The organism is Priestia sp. TRM10 (assembly GCF_057808375.1).
The window spans coordinates 149,956-170,954 of sequence record NZ_JBJZOT010000011.1 but is presented as its reverse complement, the minus strand read 5'-3'; the positions used below and the strand labels follow the sequence as shown (position 1 = coordinate 170,954).

General features: G+C 37.8%; 22 protein-coding genes. All 22 read right to left on the bottom strand.

Annotated elements, in window-relative coordinates; genetic code table 11:
- Nucleotides 1-8 precede the first annotated feature (8 nt).
- Nucleotides 9-1,427, bottom strand: coding sequence for a F0F1 ATP synthase subunit beta (gene atpD / locus ACK3CR_RS09230; protein ID WP_019394808.1), 1,419 nt, complete (start codon nucleotides 1,425-1,427; stop codon nucleotides 9-11).
- Nucleotides 1,428-1,504: 77 nt separating this feature from the next.
- On the bottom strand, nucleotides 1,505-2,371 hold the full coding sequence (locus ACK3CR_RS09225) for a F0F1 ATP synthase subunit gamma (RefSeq protein ID WP_019394807.1): 867 nt from the start codon (nucleotides 2,369-2,371) through the stop codon (nucleotides 1,505-1,507).
- A 70-nt stretch (nucleotides 2,372-2,441) separates the two neighbouring features.
- Nucleotides 2,442-3,953 (bottom strand): F0F1 ATP synthase subunit alpha, encoded by a 1,512-nt coding sequence (gene atpA / locus ACK3CR_RS09220; RefSeq protein WP_243516363.1) that lies wholly within the window; start codon nucleotides 3,951-3,953, stop codon nucleotides 2,442-2,444.
- Nucleotides 3,954-3,968: 15 nt separating this feature from the next.
- Complete coding sequence (locus ACK3CR_RS09215; protein ID WP_243516355.1) at nucleotides 3,969-4,511, bottom strand: F0F1 ATP synthase subunit delta; 543 nt, start codon at nucleotides 4,509-4,511, stop codon at nucleotides 3,969-3,971.
- Nucleotides 4,511-5,038: a F0F1 ATP synthase subunit B gene (atpF, locus tag ACK3CR_RS09210; protein ID WP_061804793.1), complete on the bottom strand. Its 528-nt coding sequence runs from the start codon at nucleotides 5,036-5,038 to the stop codon at nucleotides 4,511-4,513. The genes ACK3CR_RS09215 and atpF overlap by 1 nt, the downstream gene beginning before the upstream one ends.
- Before the next feature lie 135 nt (nucleotides 5,039-5,173).
- Nucleotides 5,174-5,389, bottom strand: a complete 216-nt coding sequence (gene atpE, locus ACK3CR_RS09205) for a F0F1 ATP synthase subunit C (protein ID WP_019394803.1) — start codon at nucleotides 5,387-5,389, stop codon at nucleotides 5,174-5,176.
- 52 nt (nucleotides 5,390-5,441) lie between these two features.
- Complete coding sequence (gene atpB / locus ACK3CR_RS09200; RefSeq protein WP_243516353.1) at nucleotides 5,442-6,152, bottom strand: F0F1 ATP synthase subunit A; 711 nt, start codon at nucleotides 6,150-6,152, stop codon at nucleotides 5,442-5,444.
- Nucleotides 6,153-6,173: 21 nt separating this feature from the next.
- Nucleotides 6,174-6,545, bottom strand: a complete 372-nt coding sequence (locus ACK3CR_RS09195) for an ATP synthase subunit I (protein WP_243516352.1) — start codon at nucleotides 6,543-6,545, stop codon at nucleotides 6,174-6,176.
- A gap of 5 nt (nucleotides 6,546-6,550) precedes the next feature.
- Nucleotides 6,551-6,772 carry an AtpZ/AtpI family protein gene (locus tag ACK3CR_RS09190; protein WP_026009747.1) on the bottom strand — a complete coding sequence of 74 codons (222 nt, stop codon included), beginning with the start codon at nucleotides 6,770-6,772 and terminating at the stop codon, nucleotides 6,551-6,553.
- 363 nt (nucleotides 6,773-7,135) lie between these two features.
- A complete protein-coding gene (locus tag ACK3CR_RS09185; protein ID WP_488975272.1) occupies nucleotides 7,136-9,349 on the bottom strand; it encodes a S8 family serine peptidase in 2,214 nt (737 codons plus the stop codon).
- A gap of 76 nt (nucleotides 9,350-9,425) precedes the next feature.
- On the bottom strand, nucleotides 9,426-10,571 hold the full coding sequence (gene wecB / locus ACK3CR_RS09180) for a non-hydrolyzing UDP-N-acetylglucosamine 2-epimerase (protein WP_243516350.1): 1,146 nt from the start codon (nucleotides 10,569-10,571) through the stop codon (nucleotides 9,426-9,428).
- Between the two features lie 22 nt (nucleotides 10,572-10,593).
- Nucleotides 10,594-11,223 (bottom strand): uracil phosphoribosyltransferase, encoded by a 630-nt coding sequence (gene upp / locus ACK3CR_RS09175; RefSeq protein ID WP_019394797.1) that lies wholly within the window; start codon nucleotides 11,221-11,223, stop codon nucleotides 10,594-10,596.
- A 325-nt stretch (nucleotides 11,224-11,548) separates the two neighbouring features.
- Nucleotides 11,549-12,790, bottom strand: a complete 1,242-nt coding sequence (glyA, locus tag ACK3CR_RS09170; RefSeq protein ID WP_268583074.1) for a serine hydroxymethyltransferase — start codon at nucleotides 12,788-12,790, stop codon at nucleotides 11,549-11,551.
- A 218-nt stretch (nucleotides 12,791-13,008) separates the two neighbouring features.
- A complete protein-coding gene (locus ACK3CR_RS09165; RefSeq protein WP_243520675.1) occupies nucleotides 13,009-13,512 on the bottom strand; it encodes a TIGR01440 family protein in 504 nt (167 codons plus the stop codon).
- Between the two features lie 83 nt (nucleotides 13,513-13,595).
- Entirely contained in the window at nucleotides 13,596-14,753 is a 1,158-nt protein-coding gene (locus tag ACK3CR_RS09160) for a methyl-accepting chemotaxis protein (protein WP_488975271.1), read from the bottom strand.
- 203 nt (nucleotides 14,754-14,956) lie between these two features.
- Entirely contained in the window at nucleotides 14,957-15,391 is a 435-nt protein-coding gene (locus ACK3CR_RS09155; protein WP_243516345.1) for a low molecular weight protein arginine phosphatase, read from the bottom strand.
- 76 nt (nucleotides 15,392-15,467) lie between these two features.
- The gene (locus tag ACK3CR_RS09150) at nucleotides 15,468-16,028 is read right to left on the bottom strand and encodes a manganese efflux pump MntP (protein ID WP_243516343.1); all 561 of its coding nucleotides are present in this window, start codon (nucleotides 16,026-16,028) and stop codon (nucleotides 15,468-15,470) included.
- A gap of 68 nt (nucleotides 16,029-16,096) precedes the next feature.
- Entirely contained in the window at nucleotides 16,097-17,140 is a 1,044-nt protein-coding gene (locus ACK3CR_RS09145; protein WP_243516340.1) for an L-threonylcarbamoyladenylate synthase, read from the bottom strand.
- A 174-nt stretch (nucleotides 17,141-17,314) separates the two neighbouring features.
- On the bottom strand, nucleotides 17,315-17,761 hold the full coding sequence (locus ACK3CR_RS09140; protein ID WP_243516339.1) for a GNAT family N-acetyltransferase: 447 nt from the start codon (nucleotides 17,759-17,761) through the stop codon (nucleotides 17,315-17,317).
- A gap of 63 nt (nucleotides 17,762-17,824) precedes the next feature.
- Nucleotides 17,825-18,535, bottom strand: coding sequence for a stage II sporulation protein R (gene spoIIR, locus ACK3CR_RS09135; protein ID WP_243516337.1), 711 nt, complete (start codon nucleotides 18,533-18,535; stop codon nucleotides 17,825-17,827).
- 120 nt (nucleotides 18,536-18,655) lie between these two features.
- Nucleotides 18,656-19,522 carry a peptide chain release factor N(5)-glutamine methyltransferase gene (prmC, locus tag ACK3CR_RS09130; protein ID WP_488975270.1) on the bottom strand — a complete coding sequence of 289 codons (867 nt, stop codon included), beginning with the start codon at nucleotides 19,520-19,522 and terminating at the stop codon, nucleotides 18,656-18,658.
- Nucleotides 19,522-20,598, bottom strand: a complete 1,077-nt coding sequence (prfA, locus tag ACK3CR_RS09125) for a peptide chain release factor 1 (protein WP_081496143.1) — start codon at nucleotides 20,596-20,598, stop codon at nucleotides 19,522-19,524. Before prfA ends, prmC begins: the two co-directional genes overlap by 1 nt.
- Between the last annotated feature and the right edge of the window lie 401 nt (nucleotides 20,599-20,999).

The following is a 20,999-nucleotide window of genomic DNA, read 5'->3' as shown; positions in this document are numbered from 1 at the left end:
CCCTATCATTATGCTTGTTGCATTTCTTTTGCTTTTTCAACTACTTCTTCAATGCGTCCAACTAGACGGAAAGCATCTTCTGGAAGATCATCATACTTACCAGCAAGAAGTTCTCCAAATCCTTTAACAGTTTCTTTTACAGGAACATATGAACCTTTCTGACCTGTAAACTGTTCAGCAACGTGGAAATTTTGAGACAAGAAGAATTGAATACGACGTGCACGGTGTACTGTTAGTTTATCTTCTTCTGAAAGCTCATCCATTCCTAAAATTGCAATGATATCTTGAAGCTCTTTATAACGCTGTAGAGTTTGCTGAACTTGACGTGCAATATTGTAATGTTCTTCACCTACATATTCAGGTGAAAGCGCACGAGAAGTTGAAGCAAGCGGATCTACCGCTGGATAGATACCCATCTCTGATAACTTACGCTCAAGGTTTGTTGTTGCATCTAAGTGAGCAAATGTTGTTGCTGGTGCTGGATCTGTATAGTCATCGGCAGGAACGTAGATTGCTTGGATTGATGTAACAGAACCAACGTTTGTTGATGTAATACGCTCTTGTAATTGACCCATCTCTGTTGCAAGAGTCGGCTGATAACCTACGGCTGAAGGCATACGTCCTAGAAGGGCAGATACCTCACCACCTGCTTGTGTAAAGCGGAAAATGTTATCAATGAAAAGAAGTACGTCTTGACCTTGCTCATCACGGAAATGCTCCGCCATTGTAAGACCTGTTAGTGCTACACGTTGACGAGCACCAGGTGGTTCGTTCATTTGACCGAATACCATAGCTGTCTTATTGATAACTCCAGAGTCTTTCATTTCATAATAAAGGTCATTACCTTCACGTGTACGCTCTCCAACACCTGCGAATACTGAGATACCGCCATGCTCTTGAGCGATGTTATTGATAAGCTCCTGAATTAGAACGGTTTTACCAACACCCGCTCCTCCAAACAGCCCAATTTTTCCACCTTTAATGTATGGTGCTAATAAATCGATAACTTTAATACCTGTTTCAAGAATCTCAACTTCTGTTGATAAATTCTCAAATGTTGGTGCTTGACGGTGAATTGGATCACGCTGAATATCTGCAGGAAGATCTGGATCAAGATCAATCTTCTCTCCAAGAACGTTAAATACGCGTCCTAATGTAACATCCCCTACTGGAACAGAGATTGGAGCTCCTTTATCTTCCACTTCCATACCACGAACAATACCATCTGTTGATGACATTGCTACAGCGCGAACTGTGTCGTCCCCTAAGTGAAGAGCAACTTCTAGTGTAAGATCAATACTCACATTATTTTCATTATTTGCTTCACGAACAATGTGAAGCGCGTTATAGATTTCTGGAAGGTGTCCACTTTCAAATTTCACGTCTACAACTGGACCCAGAACTTGAGTAACGCGTCCTTTTGTCATCATGTTCCCTCCTAACGTACATTTATCAGTCTAAAACAAGGAATAGTATGTAAAATTCCTTTGTTTAATGTAAATTTCTATTCAAGTGCCGCTGCTCCACCGACAATTTCAGTGATTTCTTGTGTAATTGCTGCTTGTCGAGCACGGTTATAAACAAGTGTAAGCGAGCTAATAAGATCTTTTGCATTATCTGTCGCATTTTTCATTGCTGTCATACGTGCAGCATGTTCACTTGCTTTTCCATCTAATAAAGCTCCATAGATAAGGCTTTCTGCATATTGAGGAAGTAACACTTCTAAAATTTCTTCTTGAGAAGGTTCAAACTCATAAGATGTAAGGTTAAGAGACTTGCTCTCTGCTCCAATATCTGTTAGAGGAAGAAGCTGCTTCTCTGTTACTTCTTGCTGAATAGCACTTACAAAATGGTTGTAGAATAAATGAATTTCATCAAACGTCTCGTCACCAAACATGTTTACTGTTTGAGATGCAAGGTCTTTAATATCTGAAAAACTCGGTTGATCAGACAGACCAATAACTTCAAGCATGATTGGAACTTCACGCTTTTTGAAAAAGTCTCGACCAACGCGTCCAACGACAATAACGCCATATTCGTTTGGAGACTGATGATTTTGCTTAATTTTATTATAAACCGTACGAAGAATGCTGCTGTTATAAGCACCTGCTAAACCACGATCAGATGTAATGACAACGTAGCCTGTACGTTTAACTTCACGAGACTTTAACATAGGATGTGTAGCGTTACGGCTTCCGCTCGCAATACTTGCAACAACATCTTGGATTTTATCCATATACGGGTTAAAAGACTTTGCATTTGTCTCAGCTCGATTTAGCTTGGAGGCTGAAACCATCTCCATTGCTTTCGTAATTTGGCTTGTTTTCTTCGTCGAATTAATTCGAGACTGAATATCACGTAAAGATGCCAAAGGTCTCACCACCTTTTTTTCAAAAAGTCACGTTGAAGTTTAAAGAGGAAAGCTCTTTAAACTTCCCTTTTTATTCTTCTGATACAACGAACTTCGTTTTAAATTCTGCGATTGCACCTTTGAACTCTTCGTCTTCAGGTAAATTTCCTGTCGCACGGATAGAATTCATCATATCGCTCTTGTTCTTTTCTAACCATGTAAGATATTCTTCTTCAAAGCGTTGAATATCAACTACAGGGATATCATCAAGGAAACCACGAGTTAATGCATAAAGAATCGCAACTTGCTTATCAACTGTTAAAGGTTTGTTTAATCCTTGTTTCAATACTTCAACAGTTCGCTGTCCACGATTAAGCTTTGCTTGTGTTGCTTTATCAAGGTCTGAACCAAACTGTGCGAATGACTCTAGTTCACGGAAAGAAGCTAAGTCAAGACGAAGCGTTCCGGCTACTTTTTTCATTGCTTTAATTTGAGCAGATCCTCCAACACGAGATACAGAAAGACCTGCATTGATCGCTGGACGTACGCCCGAGAAGAACAAGTCTGATTGTAAGAAAATCTGTCCATCTGTAATCGAAATTACGTTTGTTGGAATGTATGCTGAAACATCACCAGCTTGTGTTTCGATGAATGGAAGAGCTGTAAGAGAACCTGCTCCTTTTGCATCTGAAAGCTTCGCTGCACGCTCAAGCAAACGAGAGTGTAAGTAGAATACATCACCAGGATATGCCTCACGACCTGGAGGACGACGTAATAATAATGAAAGTTCACGATATGCTGATGCTTGTTTTGTTAAGTCATCATATACAACTAGAACATGTTTTCCATTGTACATAAACTCTTCACCCATTGTTACACCTGCATATGGGGCTAAGAATAGCAATGGTGCAGGCTGTGAAGCAGATGCTGTCACAACAATTGTGTAATCAAGAGCTCCTTTTTTACGAAGCGTTTCTACTACATTACGTACTGTAGATTCTTTCTGTCCAATAGCAACGTAGATACAAATCATATCTTCGTCTTTTTGGTTTAAGATTGTATCGATTGCAACAGATGTTTTACCTGTTTGACGGTCACCAATGATTAACTCACGCTGACCACGACCGATTGGAACAAGAGCATCGATTGCTTTAATTCCAGTTTGCAATGGTTCATGAACTGATTTACGATCCATAACACCTGGTGCTTGGCTCTCTATTGGACGAGTTTTCGTTGCTCCAATTGGACCAGCTCCATCAACTGGTTGCCCAAGCGGGTTTACGACACGACCAATTAGCTCTTCACCAACTGGTACTTCCATAATTCTTCCTGTACGGCGAACCTCATCACCTTCACGGATGTCTGTATAAGGCCCTAAAATAACAATACCTACGTTATTTGTTTCTAAGTTTTGTGCTAATCCCATAACACCGTTTGAGAATTCCACAAGCTCTCCAGCCATAACACCATCTAAGCCATGAACACGAGCAATACCATCTCCGACCTGGATTACTGTTCCCACGTCATGAACTTGAACATCTGACTGATAGTTTTCAATTTGCTTTTTTATCAGTGCACTAATTTCTTCAGCTTTAATGCTCATGTGTTTCACCCCTATCTACGATCTCTTTGTAAGCGTGCTACGGACACGGTCTAGGCGTCCTTTCACACTGCCATCATATATACGATTGCCAATTCGAAGCTTTACACCACCAATAAGACTTGGGTCAACAATGTTTTCAATATGTAAAGACTTCTTGTTTACTTTCTTAGAAAAAGTATTGGAAAGCGACGATTTCTCATCTTCGCTTAGCGCTTTTGCAGAGTAAACCAGCGCTTTTGCCACGCTCTTTTCCTCATCATATAGTTCAAGGAAATGATCAATCACTTCAGTCACAATAGCAATGCGGTGACGATCTAAAAGTAATAAAAGCGCGTGCTGAACTGGTGGAAGACATGTAGAAAACGTTTCTTCCATCAACGCCTTCTTTTTCTGTCTATTAATCTTAGGATGTGTTAAAATTTCAAGAAATTGCGGATTTTCATTAAACACATTTTTAATGATTTCAAGCTGTTTGCTTGCCTCATCTAAAATATGTTGCTCTTTTGCTAATTGAAACAAGGCCACTCCGTAACGTCTTGCAACTACTCCGTTACTCATTACGCTCGCCCTACTTCATTAATATATTGTTTGATTAATTGTTCCTGATCATCTTCAGAAAGTTCTTTTTCAATAACTTTAGAAGCAATTAAAACAGATAGAGAGGCAACTTGCTCGCGTACAGAATCCATTGCTTGCTCTTTTTCAAGCTCGATTTCTCTTTTCGCAGATTCTTTCAAACGCTGTGCTTCATTTCTTGCAGCAGCGATGATTTCTTCTTTTTTCTCATCTGCTGTTTTACGCGCTTCTTCCATCATTGTTTGAATCTCTTGACGAGAATTTTTTAGAATTTCGCGTTGTTCTTCAGCTAGTTTTCTAGCCTCAGCATTGCTTTGTTCTGCTTGATCAATTTCATCCGCAATATATTGCTCACGCTTTTTCATAATACCCATAATAGGCTTCCATGCAAATATCTTTAAAAGCACTAGTAGGATAATAAACATAACAAGTTGGAAAAGCATATCTCCAACTAGAAAGCCTCCACCAGCCGCTCCTAACATAAGTGAATCTGGATTTAGAACAGACATCGCGATGCTCACTCCTTTCAGAGGGTTACCGTTTTTTTAATGTATTATAAAGAAAAAATAGTTTGTGAATAAAGGAAAGGCGAAGGTTCGTAGAGAATGATCTTCGCCATGTTCATCCTTGTAAGATTCTTGTTATTAACCTTGACCTTGGAAAATGAATGCCATTACTACAGCGATAATCGGTAATGCTTCAACAAGGGCAACCCCGATAAACATGATTGTTTGTAGTTTACCTTGTGCTTCTGGTTGACGAGCAACACCTTCTACTGTACGTGAAACGATTAATCCGTTACCAATCCCTGCACCAAGTGCACCTAAGCCAATTGCAATTGCAGCTGCTATTAAATTCATTTAAAAGCTCCTCCTTTAATTTATGTATTAATGTAGTTAATTTATATAACTTTTAATGGTCTTTTGTGACTTTATGAGCCATATAAACCATTGTTAACATAGTGAAAATAAATGCTTGAATTGTTCCTACGAACAAACTAAATCCTTGCCATAATAGCATCGGGATAGCTCCTCCAAGGATTCCAAAAACTCCACTTGCCGAAAGGCCTGCTAAAAGCCCTAATAATATCTCTCCGGCAAAAATGTTACCGTAAAGACGAAGACCTAACGTTAATGTATTGGCAAATTCTTCAATGATTTTTAATGGGAACAATAATGGCAATGGACGGAAATAGTCGCGTCCGTACTCTCCTACTCCCTTCATTTTGATGCCGTAGTAATGAGTTAGTACGACAACCATTGCTGCTAACGTTAGGGCAATTCCTGGATCTGCTGTTGGTGATTTCCACCAAAGCGTGTGATCTACAACTACAGCAAACGGTAATCCTAGCATATTAGAAACAAAGATATACATTAATAAGGTCGCACCTAGGAATAGAAAACGTCCTCCTGTCTTCCAGTCCATATTACTGCCAATGATTCCTTTTACAAAGTCTATGATCCATTCTACGAAGTTCTGCATTCCTGTAGGTTTCATAGCCAATGTCCTTGCACCAAGAACTGCAATGATGAATACAATGATCGAAGCTACTGTAATCATTAAGACATTACTCAAATTGAAAGAAAGTCCAAAGAATTCATGTATAGGCGCTTTATGATCCAATTTTGCTCACCTCTCTTCCCATTATTTATTACGTAAAATTTGAATAAGATAATCTATGACAATGACAATATAAACTGTCATTAAGCCAATCAATACTACAATGGGATCAAATAGCTCCGGATACTCTACTGCGATAATGACAGCAAGTAATGCTATCGCAAAGCGTGTAAAGGTACCAAGTGATTTAAGCTTTTTTCCTTCTTTCAGCGCCCTAGCTAATTTTTGCTGACCTCTTACCATTGTCCAAAGCATGTAAAAGCTAAAAGCTGCACCCATAATCAAACTAAGAAAGATGGTTTTATAAGGTGTAACTCCCCAGCCAACGGCAAACAGAGCTAGAATGGAAAACATGTACCCTCTTAACCTTATAAATAGATTTTGAATGTCTGACATAGGCATTAGTCTCCTGAGAAAAAGTACTTAATTGAGTAAAGCATCACATAAATCCCAAGGGCAATTCCAAGCAGTATACCTACTATAAGCCAAAGGGGATCTGTCCCAAACTTTCGATCAAGAAAGCCTCCAACAAACATACCAATCAATGGAAAGCCTGCTAGTTGTGAAACAATGGTTGTCATCAAAGACATTGCTTTAAGCAACTGATGAGGTCCATCTTTCATCACCTAGTTTCCCTCCCCCATTTTTTTAATATTTTTAAAATTCTTTTAATAATTTCTTGAAATTTTGATGTTTAAGAGTTGGGTTTGAGAGGAAAAATTTGTTACTGATTGTAAAAAACAAGGCTTTATAAATTGGTTGATTTTATGAGGAAAAACATTGATACTACAACTTTTTTTAGGGTGTGAAAACCTTACCATTCATATCCCCTGTTAGCATACAATACGACTATATTCATGTCAATGTGTTTAAAGTGAAAAACATCTTTATTCATCCAAAACTTCGCTTTTGTACACATTTTCGTCATATTTTCTCACAAACAAACCTAGATGTTAATATGCTTAACATTTAGGTTTGTTTACTATTCATTCTATTTTTATTTCACCTTCAAAAGTTTGCTGCTTTGCATTTTTATACACAAAAATGACTGCTTTATACTCCCCTTTCACAGGAAGTAATGAACGTTCAACAACAGAGGTAAATCTTCCTCTTCCAATATTTTCATGAACATCAACATATTGAACAAATCTTAATGTATCTTTTTCATAAAGAGCTATCCCTAACTTATCTGCTCCTTCAGGTAAGAAAAGCTCATATTGATAAAGATCGTCACTTTTAACTCGTGAGAATTGAAATCCCATAACTTTAGGATAGCTAGGTTCTCCTACAATAAAGAGATATGGAAGATGAACTTCACGATTAGAATCTTTTATAGACACAAGTCCATCATGAAGACCTTTTTTAAGCTTTGAGTTTTCAATAATAGCCTTTACTATAATTTCTTTTTTTTCACGTGGAAGAACATCTATAAATAAAGGTGCCTCCCAACGAATTCCTTCGCGTTTTGGAAACTGTAAGCTAAGTCTCTTAGGTTCTTCACTTATATTTTCAACTGTGAGAGCAGCCTTTTTCGTTGTTTCAACCTTTTTGGTTTCATGAATAATTCCAAGTGATAAAGATGGAGTGACAAATAACGTTTGTTCAATGGCTCTTTTTAAGTCAATGCGCCCTGATCCTTGAACATAAGCAGGTAAGTTTCTTTTTTTATCATCTTGAAGCGATATTGCTGTATTCATAAGAGCCGCTTTCACTTGGTTTGGAGACCAGGTTGGATGAGCTTGTAAAATAAGAGCACACGCTCCTGCCACATGTGGTGCAGCCATACTTGTACCATGAAGAGACATATAATCTTTCAATGCTGTACTATTAATCTCCATTCCTGGAGCTAATACGTCTGGCTTAATTTCCCATGTTGTTGTAACAGGACCTCTAGAGCTAAATGGAGCTATCTTGTCTTGAATCTCTTCATATTGAGTTACTCCATAAAGGCGGTTATCTTTTTTCTTTGCAAGAAGCTCTTTTCCATCATTATGACTAATTGCTGCGATGGGTATTCTGAGCTCAGATTGAAGAGCACCAGAAAATACCCCCCTCTCCCCCTCATTGTTTGAAATAAGAACTCCTTTTGCTCCAGCTTTTTCAGCATTAAGCGCTTTTTCTGTAAATGATATTTTCCCTCTTTTTACAAGAACTACTTTTCCTCTTGCATCTTCTAATTCGTTCTTTTGTCCATAACCCCCTGCTACAATTTCATAACTTTGTTCTAAATTCCAATTTGGCGATCCTTGTAGTTTTTGAAGCGCAACCTTCTTTCTGTTCACTTCAAGATAAGGCAGCTTTAATGGAGGAGCTGAAGCACCAACTGAAATAGCCTCAGAAGCGGTTGCTGGAGCACCGACGGTCCATAAATCAGGACCTGAGTTACCATTTGCAGCTACAACTACGACACCTTGGCGAACAGCTTCATTTACAGCTAGACTTGTGGGCCAATCAGGACCATTAATCTCGTTTCCTAAAGAAAGATTTAACACGTCCATTTTTTCTTCAATTGCTTTTTCTATTGCTAGAATAACTTGCTCTGAACTTCCCATCCCACCTGGTCCTAATGCTCTGTACATATAAATATCAGCTTCTGGAGCTACACCTTTCATTTTACCGTTTGCACCGATAATTCCTGCTACATGTGTTCCATGATAAGTAGGAGGTCCTTGCTTTTCCACCGTTTCCATTGGGTATTCATCAACATCAACGAAGTCGTAGCCTCCTTTGTATGAATGTTGAAGGTCGCGATGAAGCATGTTAATACCTGTATCAATAATTCCGATTTTTACACCTTTACCTGTCAAACGCTTATTTTCTTTGTCAAAGATCCCTCTCACTTCATCTCCACCAATAAATGGAACACTCTCATTCATTGTTTGCTGATAATAAGTTACTCCAAATAACTGTTCTGTCCACTTTTCTTTCTTGATTGCTTGAAGATCTATACCAAGCCCTTCTACTGAAAAACCTTCAAAAACATGATGATACATGTTCCTTATTTTTACATTCGGATAATGTGTCTTTACATTTCTTACAGCTTCTTGAAGATGTCCCTTCTTTACTACAATAATAGTCTTTTGTAATTTCTGAGAAAGGGCATTGTCAATTGAAGGAGGTTTTTCAAAAGCTTGGCTATATACATCTATAGGTAATAATAGAAAACATAAAACAATACTTATAAAGAAACATTTTCTCATAAAAAAACACCTCTCACATAGCATTTCACAAACAGCGCTTTTCATGCGAGAGATGTTTTTTTACAATATAGACCTTTTATGGATTGAATGTATCAGGTCGGTTTTCTTTTTGTTTAAAGTGATACAAAATAGCATCTGCAATACGAGCTGAAGCACGTCCATCTCCATAAGGATTTGAGGCTTTTGCCATTTGCTCATATGCTTCCTTATCTTCTAAGAGCTCTTTTGTAAGCTTATAAATATGTTCTTCTTCTAATCCTGCAAGCTTCAATGTTCCTGCTTCAATTCCTTCAGGACGCTCTGTTGTATCCCTAAGAACAAGAACAGGAACACCCAATGAAGGCGCCTCTTCCTGTACTCCACCTGAATCTGTTAGGATGATATGTGCACGTGAAGCAAAGTTGTGAAAGTCTACAACTCCAAGTGGTTCAATAAGCTGAATTCTCGGATCATTGCCAAGTACCTCATCAGCTAGTTCACGCACAACTGGATTAAGGTGAACAGGGTAAATTACTCGTACATCGTTATGCTCTTCGACAATTCGTTTTACTGCTTTAAACATGTTGCGCATTGGCTCACCTAAATTTTCACGACGGTGTGCTGTTAAAAGAATTAAACGATGGTCACCAAGACCATCCAAGATTTCATGATGATAACTTTCGTCTACTGTTGTTTGAAGTGCATCAATAGCTGTATTTCCTGTAATATAGATGTTTTCTTCTTCTTTGTTTTCTATCTTTAAGTTGTTTGCTGATTTATTTGTTGGAGCAAAGTGTAAATCTGCTAGCACACCTGTTAATTGACGATTCATTTCTTCAGGGTACGGAGAGTACTTATTCCATGTTCTTAATCCAGCTTCAACATGTCCAACAACAATTTGATTGTAGAAAGCTGCTAAACTTGCAATGAAAGTTGTTGTTGTATCTCCGTGAACAAGGACAATATCAGGCTGCACTTCTTTCATTACAGCATCAAGACCTTGAAGACCTCTTGTTGTTACGTCCATAAGTGTTTGGCGATCTTTCATAATGTTAAGGTCGTGGTCTGGTGTAATGTTGAAGATGGACAGAACTTGATCAAGCATCTCTCTATGCTGTGCTGTTACTGTAACAATTGATTCAAACTGTTCTGAGCGACTATTTAGTTCAAGTACAAGAGGAGCCATTTTAATTGCTTCCGGACGTGTCCCAAAAATAGTCATAACTTTAATCCGCTTAGCCATTTTTCATCACCTTTTATTTTGTTTATTTCGTTCCGTATAAACGGTCTCCTGCATCCCCAAGACCTGGCACAATATAGCCGTGATCGTTTAACTTTTCATCTAATGCTGCAATATAAATATCAACATCTGGATGAGCTTCTTGCATCACTTCTACTCCTTCAGGTGCTGCTACTAAACACATAAATCTAATGCTTGTTGCTCCACGTTTTTTCAGAGAGTTAATCGCTTCAACCGCAGATCCCCCTGTAGCTAACATTGGATCTACAACGATAAAGTCACGTTCTTCAACATCACGAGGAAGTTTTACGTAATATTCAATTGGTTTTAGTGTTTCAGGATCACGATATAAACCAACATGCCCTACTTTTGCCGCAGGAATAAGTTTTAAAATTCCTTCCGTCATTCCAAGACCCGCACGTAAAATTGGTACAATCCCAAGTTTTTTACCTGCTAATACTTTTGATGTAGCTTCACAAACTGGTGTTTCAACGTTTACTTCTTGCAAAGGTAAATCTCTTGTAATTTCAAAAGCCATTAAACTTGCTACTTCATCCACAAGCTCACGGAATTCTTTCGTTCCTGTACTTTTATCACGAATATACGTTAACTTATGCTGAATTAACGGATGATCAAACACATATACTTTTCCCACAATTACATCTCCTTTAGTTAAAATGTTACACATGGAACAAGGCATTCTAAAATAAGAAATCTTACTTTTAGAATACCTCTCAAATCTTGTTAGCCTCACATGTTCTGCCGTCAAGTACGCACAGCAATAGCGTTCACCAGCAATATGTAATACTGTTTATCATAAATAACGGTTCGTTTGTAATATCGCCTAAACGAAATAAACACATTGCGTTTATTTTACAGAAAAAAAAAAGTGAGTTCAAGTCCTTCTTCTAGAATGAAGCTTTTTTAAGACGATAAAAAGGCACGCCTTGAGCTATCCTCAAGACGTGCCTTTTTGATCTTTAGTATGTTGGGTAAAGCTTAAATTTGCTTGTTAAAGCTTCAACACGTTCTTTTGCTTCTGCAAGTTTGCTTTCATCTTCTACATTTTTCAATGTTAGACTCATAATTGAAGCAATTTCTTTCATATCTTCTTCCCCAAAGCCACGGCTTGTAACTGCTGCAGTACCAATACGAATACCACTTGTTACAAATGGGCTTTCCGTATCATAAGGGATAGCATTTTTATTTGTGGTAATTCCTACGGAATCAAGAGCTTCTTCAGCTACTTTACCTGTTAATCCCATCTCTTTTACATTGATTAGAATTAAATGGTTGTCCGTTCCATCTGAAACAATAGAGAATCCTTCTTCTTTTAGAGCACTTGCGAATGCTTTTGCATTATTAATGATTTGTTGAGCATATGTTTTGAAATCTTCCTCTAATGCTTCTCCAAATGCTACTGCTTTCGCTGAAATAACGTGCATAAGTGGACCACCTTGAAGACCTGGGAAGATCGCTTTGTCAATCTTCTTCGCAAATTCTTCTTTACATAGAATTAAACCACCACGAGGTCCACGTAATGTTTTATGAGTTGTTGACGTTACAAAATCTGCATATGGAACTGGATTTGGATGAAGACCAGCTGCAACAAGTCCAGCAATGTGAGCCATATCAACCATTAAATATGCGCCAACTTCATCAGCAATTTCACGGAAACGAGCAAAATCAATTTCACGTGGATATGCACTTGCACCTGCAACAATTAATTTTGGTTTATGTTCTACTGCTTTTTGTCTTACATCATTATAGTCAATAAGATGTGTTTTTTCGTCTACACCGTACTCTACAAAGTTATATTGAACACCGCTGAAGTTAACAGGACTTCCGTGTGTTAAATGTCCACCGTGTGATAAGTTCATACCAAGAACCGTATCACCTTGTTCTAGAATTGTGAAATAAACACCCATGTTAGCTTGTGCACCTGAGTGAGGTTGAACATTAGCATGTTCTGCCCCAAAAAGTTCTTTTACACGATCACGTGCGATATCCTCAACAACATCAACATGCTCACAACCGCCATAATAACGACGGCCAGGATAACCTTCTGCATATTTATTTGTTAATACTGAACCTTGCGCTTCCATAACAGCTTCACTTACAAAGTTTTCTGAAGCAATTAGCTCGATTTTAGATCTTTGTCTTGATAGCTCATCTTGAATGGCATTATAGATTTTTGGATCTTGTTTTGAAAGTTTTTCCATGGTGGTCCTCCCCTTCTTTTACGGTACTTTTTGTTATTTAGTCCTAAGTCTTTCCCTATTGTAGCACATTTCCTTAACTATGAGAGGCTATTTTTTATAAAAGTTCATGTTTTATATAAAAATAAATAGAAAAAGGACAAATAACAATGTTCATATCCATTTAAACACGAACATTAACCAATTTTCAATATGAAAATATATGTTAATAAGCTTAATTTTTAAGCATATGTTGCTCTGGCCCCACCAATGAACTTAGGTCTTGTTGTAGCAAAAGTAACATGTGCTTCTCCAAGTTTATTGCTTTGACACCGAACAGGAACAGCAACAGCTTTTAAATGCATTCCAATAAATGTGTCACCAATGTCAATTCCAGCTTCAGCTTTTATTTCTTCCACTACAACAGGGTCTTTCATATGTTCGTAAGCATACGTTGCCATTGATCCGCCAGCTTTTGCTGCTGGAATAACACTTACAGGATCTAATCCATGCTCTTTTGCTGTCTCCCTTTCAACGACAATAGCCCGATTTAAATGTTCACAACATTGAAAAGCTAATTTGACTCCTTTTTCTTTACTAAGTTTGTCCAAAGAAGAAAAAATCGTCTCTGCTACAGGGCTCTTGCCTGCTGTCCCAATTCTCTCCCCGCTCACTTCACTTGTACTGCAGCCAATGACTAATGTTTTATCATTCAAAGACACTTGTTCTGAAAAATCAGTCAACATTGCTTGAAAATCACTCGCTAGACTACTGAAGTTATTACTCAAAGTAAACACCTCTTTACGGTTAATATTCGAACTTTCCTTCATTATAACTTAAAACGTTGAATTGTGGATTTCAATTGCTCAGCTTGTTCCGCTAAATATTTCGCAACATTACTAACTTCTTTCATTAAATGAAGCTGTTCCTTAATTACGGCATTTACTTCTTCTGCACCTACTGATGTTTCTTCAGCGATTGCTGCTACTTCCTGAGATTGACTTGATGTTTGGCCTATGTTTTGTACTTGCTGTTGCGAGAAAGAGACGATAGTTTCAACAGAGGAAGAAACCTCATAAACAGATTCTTTCATATCTTTTAATACTTTTTGTGTTTTATCCCCTTTTAACACTTCTTGCTTTCCGATTTCGATTTGGTGATGAATTTGATTTACAACTTCACTAATTCCATTTTGGATATTTTGAATAAGCTTTGTAATACTTTTTACAGCTTGTGCACTTTCATCAGCCAATTTACGCACTTCTTCTGCTACAACAGCAAACCCCTCTCCATGCTCTCCTGCCCGTGCTGCTTCAATCGAGGCATTTAATGCAAGCAAATTTGTCTGCCTCGAAATGTCCCCTACAAGTGAGATAATATCTTCTACTTGTTTAGCGTGTTTCTCAAGTTGTCCAACAGCTTGCAAAGATTGACCATTCTGCTCAACCAATCGTTCTAGCCCTTTTATAAGCCCAACTGTTGCTTCACTTGTTCCATCTAGAGATCCAACCATTGTTTCAGAAAGACGTTTTGAGTGCAGTGCTTTTTCCCTCACATCTCCTGCTAGAACAAGTACATGCTCAATAGATTCTGCTGTGTCTTCAATAGCAGCTGCAGAGTTCTCAGCGCCTGCTGATATTTCATCAATTGTTTGGGAAATATGCGAAGAATGTCTAAAGGCATCATCTGCTAAATTAGAGATTTGAAGCACACACTCATTTGCTTTATTTGTGTTCTCTTCAATGGTCATAATTATGTCACGCATATTTTGCAACATTCTATTAAAAGCTTGTCCAATACCATAGATTTCATCATTTGAAAGTTTTAGATTTACTTCATCACTGAGATTACCCTCAGATGCTTTATTCACTACAATCTCTAACTTTTGCAAAGGACGGATAATGAAACCTGTTGCTAAAAACATTAACAATCCTGTCCAAAATACCCCAAGCGTGAGAACAAGAGCTGTAAAGACTGTCTGACTCATCAATTCTCCTGCATGGGGGCAGACAAAATATAGAAAAAAAGCACTTGTAGAATAAGTGATGACCGCTAAAATAAAAGTGAAAAATACAAGCTTAAATCTTAAATTAAATTTATATTGCTTCGACATAAAGACCCCTCACTTATCCAATAAATTATTCTCTATAATGCCTTCCATGCAACATTTAGAGATAATGGACTTCTGTCCTATTTATCGGCTAATTTAAGGATAAGTTGACGAATAAGTTCATCTAATTCACCGAGTGTTTCTCGGTAGATAGAGAGATCTCCCCCATATGGATCTTGTACATCTCCAACTGATGAAGTAGAAAATTCGTGCAGTGTAAAGGTTTTCTTAGCAGCAGAGGGATGCTGACTAACAATTAATTGTTTATGCTGATTTGTCATCGTAAAAATATAATCAGCCCATTCTGCAAGCTCTGATGTAAAGGGCTGTGAGCGGTGATTATGCTCTATTCCTTTTTCTAATAAAGCCTGAGAGGCTGCAGCGGAAATTGGCATTCCTTTCCCTGCAAATATTCCAGCTGACTGGACTTCAAAATCCTTTTTTTCCTTCAGCAATGCAGAAGCCATTGGACTACGGCATGTGTTACCTGTACAAACGAATAAAACTCTCTTCATGTAATCAACCTTCTCTCTAAAAAATAAAAAGCTCAAATCTCTGAGCTTTTGTTCATCTTCTTTCTATTATAAAAATTTAAAATGGCCAGAGCAATTTTATACCAAACGCAAGAAGGATACTTCCCCCAAGCACCTCACTATAAGATCCTAACAATCCTTGAACACGACGTCCAAGTAAAAGGCTTATCCATGTTAATACCATGCTGACAGCTCCAAACACAATAACAGTAAGCAAGGTTTTTGCTCCAAAAATCCCTAGGCTAAGTCCGACTGAAAAACTGTCTAAACTAACGCTTAAAGCAAAAACAATAAGACCAAATCCGACAGGTTTTATTAATATATCTTCCTCTTTTTTGAAAGACGAGTAAATCATTTGAATGCCAAGGAAAAGCAGAAGAGCTCCTCCAACATATGTTGCAAACATCCCAAATTTCTCTGAAAGTAAACGTCCCATTCCAATTCCTAACAAAGGCATAATGAAATGGAAAATGCCAATAGTTAGTCCAATATAAAAAATCTGTTTCATCCTCAATTGAATAAGACCCATTCCAAGACCGATTGAAAAAGCATCCATTCCTAGTGCAAATGCCATCACAAATAACGTAAGAAACTCACTCGCAAAATCAGGCAAGGCCATTTTTTCTCCCCCTCAGGTGTACATATCCTAATTCACCATATGCACGTCCAAGGGGGTTTAGAATGGTTCTATTCTTCTGAAATGATTTTATGTCCTGCAGCTTTAACAAGACGATTCATAATCGCCTCTCCTAATCCTTCTCTTTCAAAGCTTTCACTATAGATAATATCGAGATCTTCTTGATTGAAAGCTCGCAGTGAATCGTATAAAGAGGCAGCAATTGAAGCTTGATCTTCTCGATGTCCACATACAATGACTTTATCTCCTGGATAGAAAGAATGATTTTCTTCTGTAGAAAGGACACCTACTTTCTTTCCGTCTTTTTGTGCTTTCATAATAGTCTCTCGCATAAACTCTCGTGTTCCAGATACAATGAAAAGAGGAGCATTTGGTGCATAGTGCGTATATTTCATACCAGGAGATTTTGGTTTCTCCTCTCCCTTTAATAATGCTTGGTCAACTTCAACTTCTCCGATAACTTCTTCTAACTGTCGCTTTGTAATACCACCTGGTCGCAAAATAAGGGGCGGTTCACATGTACAGTCCAATACTGTTGATTCAAGACCTACTCCTGTTTGGCCACCATCAACAATCCCCACAATTCTTCCTTGTAAATCTTCGTAAACGTGCTGTGCAGTAGTTGGGCTAGGTCGGCCAGACAGATTCGCACTTGGAGCTGCAATAGGAAGGTTTACTTTTTGAAGAAGAGCAAGAGCTACAGGATGTGAAGGCATACGAATACCAACTGTGGATAGCCCTGCTGTCACTCCTTGAGAGATGCCTGCTTTACTTTTTAAGATAAGCGTAAGCGGGCCAGGCCAGTAGGCTTCTATTAGCTTTTTAGCTTTTAAGGGTACTTCCTCAACAAGTCCATCAAGCTGATTAGCATTCCCAATATGTACAATAAGAGGATTGTCGCTTGGTCGACCTTTGGCTTCAAAAATCTTCTTCACTGCTTTATCATTTGTTGCATCTGCTCCAAGACCGTAAACTGTCTCTGTTGGAAAAGCCACAACTTCCCCTTTTTTTAATAAAGAAGCAGCTTCTTCGAGTTGTGGATAACTATTTACATTATTTTCTGAATTATCCACAATCCACATGTTTGTTTTCATCTTCTTACCTCCTATTATCTTTTTATTTATCCCCATTAAAATAGGGGTTCTACTCACTTTTTTATTAAAAATAGCACCAATAAGCGCCCTTCGTCCACATTTTGTGGATAAAAGGCGCCGGGATGTTAATAACTCTGTGGATAGTATTTTTCATAAAAGTTATCAACAGCTTTTCTACGCTTCTTTCTTTACATTATAATGCATAAAATGAATTTCTTCATTTTCCTCAACAGCTTCTTGATAAAATCGTTGAAAAGCAGACGGTGAACTTACTGGATCAACTTCCTGAAAACCAAGCAGATGGAAAAACGGCAAAGCACTGCTTTTATTCGTCACTAAGTACAAATCTTTCAACTCTTTTTGCCATGCAAGTCGAAAAGCTTCGTGAAAGAGCGCTAAGATTTCTTCCTGACTTACTTTCTCACTCATAACAAGAGAACGTAGAAGCCCTTTATCACCTAGTTTATAAATACCTAGCGTTCCTTGTAGATTTCCTTGCTTGTCCTCCATTAAAACAAAATGTTGTATTTGCTCCTTAATCCCTTCTGAATCAACTCCAGCTTTCTCAATAAAGGCAAGTATATTTCTTTCATCACTCTTCTCAGCATAGCGTAAATGCATCTCTCTTCCCCCCTAGCCTTTGATATCTACTACCTACTCTATGAGGTGGAAAGAGAAATAGAACTAAGAGACCACTTTTTCAAACCATTCTACAACAAAGAACTTCACTTCTGGTTTTTGTTCTTTCTCTTCTATCTTGCTTTCTTTCTTTTTTGGTTTAGGATTTTTTGTTTCTTCTTCCTCTGCCTTTACTGATGGTTCTGGCTCTGGTTGTGCCACTTCTTCTTTCACCGGCTTTGAAGTTAATTCAGAAGCTTTTACACCTTCTTGTTCTGGAACAGCTTGACCATTTGAGAAATCAAGGAAACACATCGGTGGAAATAATACACACCACCAATTTGCGCCTTCACCTTCTCCAAGCGTAATCAATACTGCTTCATATTCCCCAGCAGGATATAATAAATTCCCATAAAGCTTCGTTGGAAATGATACTTTACCGAATTTAACGTTTGCTTCATATGAAAACCCTTGTTCTTTAAGAACTCTATTAGCAATTTCCTTAATCTCTGGAAGATTACTTTGAATTACTTTACTAGCTTCTTCAAAAGACGTTAGCTCTTCTACCCACTTATTAATTTCCTTGTTCACTTCATCGCGAACCATACGTTTTACTTTTTGATCTTTATCACTATCGCTATTAGCTAAAATTCGAAGCCTTATAGCGTCATTTGGAATAACCGTTCGTTCAGTGGCCTGTGCTGTTCCATTTCCTGTAACTTGGAGATATGCTCCTACAAATAAAAGTAATAAAAAAATAATTGCTTGTTTCTTCATTTCCCACACCGCCCTCTCACTAGAACAGTATGGGCAAAATTTGCTTTCTTAAACCTTGAAAAACTATTATTCTTTTATTTTTTCAGATAAGAGGTTCCTCTCCTAAAAGAGGAACTCGACTTAAAGACTTGCTAGAACAATTCGATCTTTGCCGTTAATGTCATCGATTGCTTTTACATCCGCTGTCGGAAAAGTTTCTTTCAGCATGTTTCCTACATCCTTTGTTTGTCCAACTCCAACTTCAAACGCTACAATTCCGTCTTTTTCTAATACATAAGGGAGTTCTTCCATTAGTTGACGATAAAAATTAAGCCCGTCCTCTCCTCCAACAAGAGCACGCATTGGCTCATGCTCTTTCACAACAGGGGAAAGTGCATCAATATCACCACTTGGAATATAGGGAGGATTAGAGACGATAACACTTGCCTTTTTCCCCATCTTTATTAATGGAGAAAGCATATCTCCTTCTAAAAATTCAACAGCTGCTCCGAGCAACCGAGCGTTTTGTTCTGCCACTTCAATTGAAGCTGGAGCAATATCAATAGCTTTTAGAGCTAAATTTGAGTTTTCTAGTGCAAGGGTAATCGCAATTGCTCCACTGCCTGTTCCAACGTCAACAGCGTTCATCTTCTTATTGCTTCCCCATTTTTGCTCTATCTTCTGCAAAACATGAAAGACAAGCTCTTCCGTTTCAGGACGTGGGATTAATACTTCCTTATTCACTAAAAAATCTCGTCCATAAAAGCTCTCTTTTCCAATAAGATATTGAATTGGAAGTCCTTCAGCATGACGTCGTACATCAGCTTCAAAAGCAGAGAAGATCTCCTGACTTACTTCATCATGAAGAGAAGCTAAAAGTTTTGAGCGCGTTGTTTTTAAATGGTGAATTAAAAGAAGTTCACCTGCATTTTGATCTCGATTATGTTCTTCTAAAAAAGAAGAAGCCCATTTAAGGACTTCAAAAATTTTTGTTCTGTTTTTCATCATTACATCGACTCTTCCATACGTTGAGCTTGATCTTCCATGATAAGTGCTTCAATTACTTCATCAAGTTTACCTTGCAAGATTTGATCAAGTTTTTGGATTGTTAATCCAATGCGGTGATCTGTTACACGGTTTTGTGGGAAGTTATACGTGCGAATACGCTCAGAACGATCTCCACTTCCTACCGCTTGTTTACGGTTTTGATCATATTCAGCCTGTGCTTCACGCTGGAATTTATCATAAATACGAGCACGTAAAACCTTCATCGCTTTTTCTTTGTTTTTAATTTGAGATTTCTCATCTTGACATGATACAACAACCCCTGTTGGTACGTGTGTTAAACGAACAGCTGACATTGTTGTATTTACACTTTGCCCACCTGGACCACTTGATGCGAAGGTGTCAACGCGAATATCTTTTTCATGGATATCAACCTCAACCTCTTCTGCTTCCGGCAAGCAAGCAACCGTTGCTGTAGATGTATGAATACGTCCACCTGATTCTGTCTCTGGTACACGTTGCACACGGTGTGCTCCATTTTCAAACTTCATCTTTGAATAAGCGCCTTTTCCACTAATCATAAAGATAATTTCTTTATAACCACCAACACCTGTTGAGGTTGCTTCCATTACTTCTGTTTTCCAACCATTTGCTTCTGCATAACGGCTGTACATACGATAAAGGTCTCCTGCAAATAGAGCTGCTTCATCTCCACCCGCTGCACCACGAACCTCCATAATTACGTTTTTATCATCATTTGGATCTTTTGGTACAAGTAAGATTTTCAAACGTTCAACAAGCTCTTCTTCACGTTCAGAAAGCTCCGAGATTTCTTCCTTTACCATTTCCTTCATTTCAGCATCAAGCTTATCTTCAAGCATTAATTTTGCTTCATCAAGCTGCTCTTTTACTTCTTTATATTCACGGTATGCTTCAACTGTTTCCTGAATATCAGACTGTTCTTTTGAATACTCACGAAGTTTATTTGCGTCATTTACAATTTCAGGATCACTCAATAGCTCATTTAATTTATCATAACGCATTTCTACTGAATCTAAACGATCAAACACGTTCTTCACCTCTATTATATTCCCTTAATCGCGTCTTAAAGACTTCTGAATAAATACCTCACTTTACACTTTACAGTAGTGAAATATAGACACTTCTAAGTGGAAATCAAATTTTATCCATAACATTATAATTATAGTATAGGCTGTAGCAAACGTCAAAAGCAAATAAGCTCACAGAATGTAGGTGATGAAGCATTCTCTTTCTATAATAAAAACGGTAGGAAACCAAAATGTCCTACCGTTTTTATTATTTTTCTCTCTCTAAGAAGGCCTTCAAACCCTACTTCAATTACCTCATCTTTAAAGATTTTTCAATAATAAAAAATATATTGTAAAAAAACTTCTATTTTTGATTTTTAATATAAGAAAAAGTGATAAAAACCCTTCAACTAGAAACGAATTTTCATCGC

Bases quoted from the DNA above. Each gene is read 5' to 3' on its own strand.
- wecB (WP_243516350.1), bottom strand. From the start codon at position 10,571: ATGGCTAAGCGGATTAAAGTTATGACTATTTTTGGGACACGTCCGGAA.
- ACK3CR_RS09195 (WP_243516352.1), bottom strand. From the start codon at position 6,545: ATGTCAGACATTCAAAATCTATTTATAAGGTTAAGAGGGTACATGTTT.
- spoIIR (WP_243516337.1), bottom strand. From the start codon at position 18,535: ATGAAGAAACAAGCAATTATTTTTTTATTACTTTTATTTGTAGGAGCA.
- atpE (WP_019394803.1), bottom strand. From the start codon at position 5,389: ATGAATTTAATAGCAGCTGCAATTGCAATTGGCTTAGGTGCACTTGGT.
- atpA (WP_243516363.1), bottom strand. From the start codon at position 3,953: ATGAGCATTAAAGCTGAAGAAATTAGTGCACTGATAAAAAAGCAAATT.
- ACK3CR_RS09150 (WP_243516343.1), bottom strand. From the start codon at position 16,028: ATGGCCTTGCCTGATTTTGCGAGTGAGTTTCTTACGTTATTTGTGATG.
- atpD (WP_019394808.1), bottom strand. From the start codon at position 1,427: ATGACAAAAGGACGCGTTACTCAAGTTCTGGGTCCAGTTGTAGACGTG.
- ACK3CR_RS09155 (WP_243516345.1), bottom strand. From the start codon at position 15,391: ATGAAGAGAGTTTTATTCGTTTGTACAGGTAACACATGCCGTAGTCCA.
- glyA (WP_268583074.1), bottom strand. From the start codon at position 12,790: ATGGAAAAACTTTCAAAACAAGATCCAAAAATCTATAATGCCATTCAA.
- ACK3CR_RS09160 (WP_488975271.1), bottom strand. From the start codon at position 14,753: ATGAGTCAGACAGTCTTTACAGCTCTTGTTCTCACGCTTGGGGTATTT.
- prmC (WP_488975270.1), bottom strand. From the start codon at position 19,522: ATGATGAAAAACAGAACAAAAATTTTTGAAGTCCTTAAATGGGCTTCT.
- atpF (WP_061804793.1), bottom strand. From the start codon at position 5,038: ATGTCTGTTCTAAATCCAGATTCACTTATGTTAGGAGCGGCTGGTGGA.
- ACK3CR_RS09140 (WP_243516339.1), bottom strand. From the start codon at position 17,761: ATGCATTTACGCTATGCTGAGAAGAGTGATGAAAGAAATATACTTGCC.
- ACK3CR_RS09185 (WP_488975272.1), bottom strand. From the start codon at position 9,349: ATGAGAAAATGTTTCTTTATAAGTATTGTTTTATGTTTTCTATTATTA.
- ACK3CR_RS09145 (WP_243516340.1), bottom strand. From the start codon at position 17,140: ATGAAAACAAACATGTGGATTGTGGATAATTCAGAAAATAATGTAAAT.
- ACK3CR_RS09215 (WP_243516355.1), bottom strand. From the start codon at position 4,511: ATGAGTAACGGAGTAGTTGCAAGACGTTACGGAGTGGCCTTGTTTCAA.
- ACK3CR_RS09165 (WP_243520675.1), bottom strand. From the start codon at position 13,512: ATGTTGACTGATTTTTCAGAACAAGTGTCTTTGAATGATAAAACATTA.
- ACK3CR_RS09190 (WP_026009747.1), bottom strand. From the start codon at position 6,772: ATGAAAGATGGACCTCATCAGTTGCTTAAAGCAATGTCTTTGATGACA.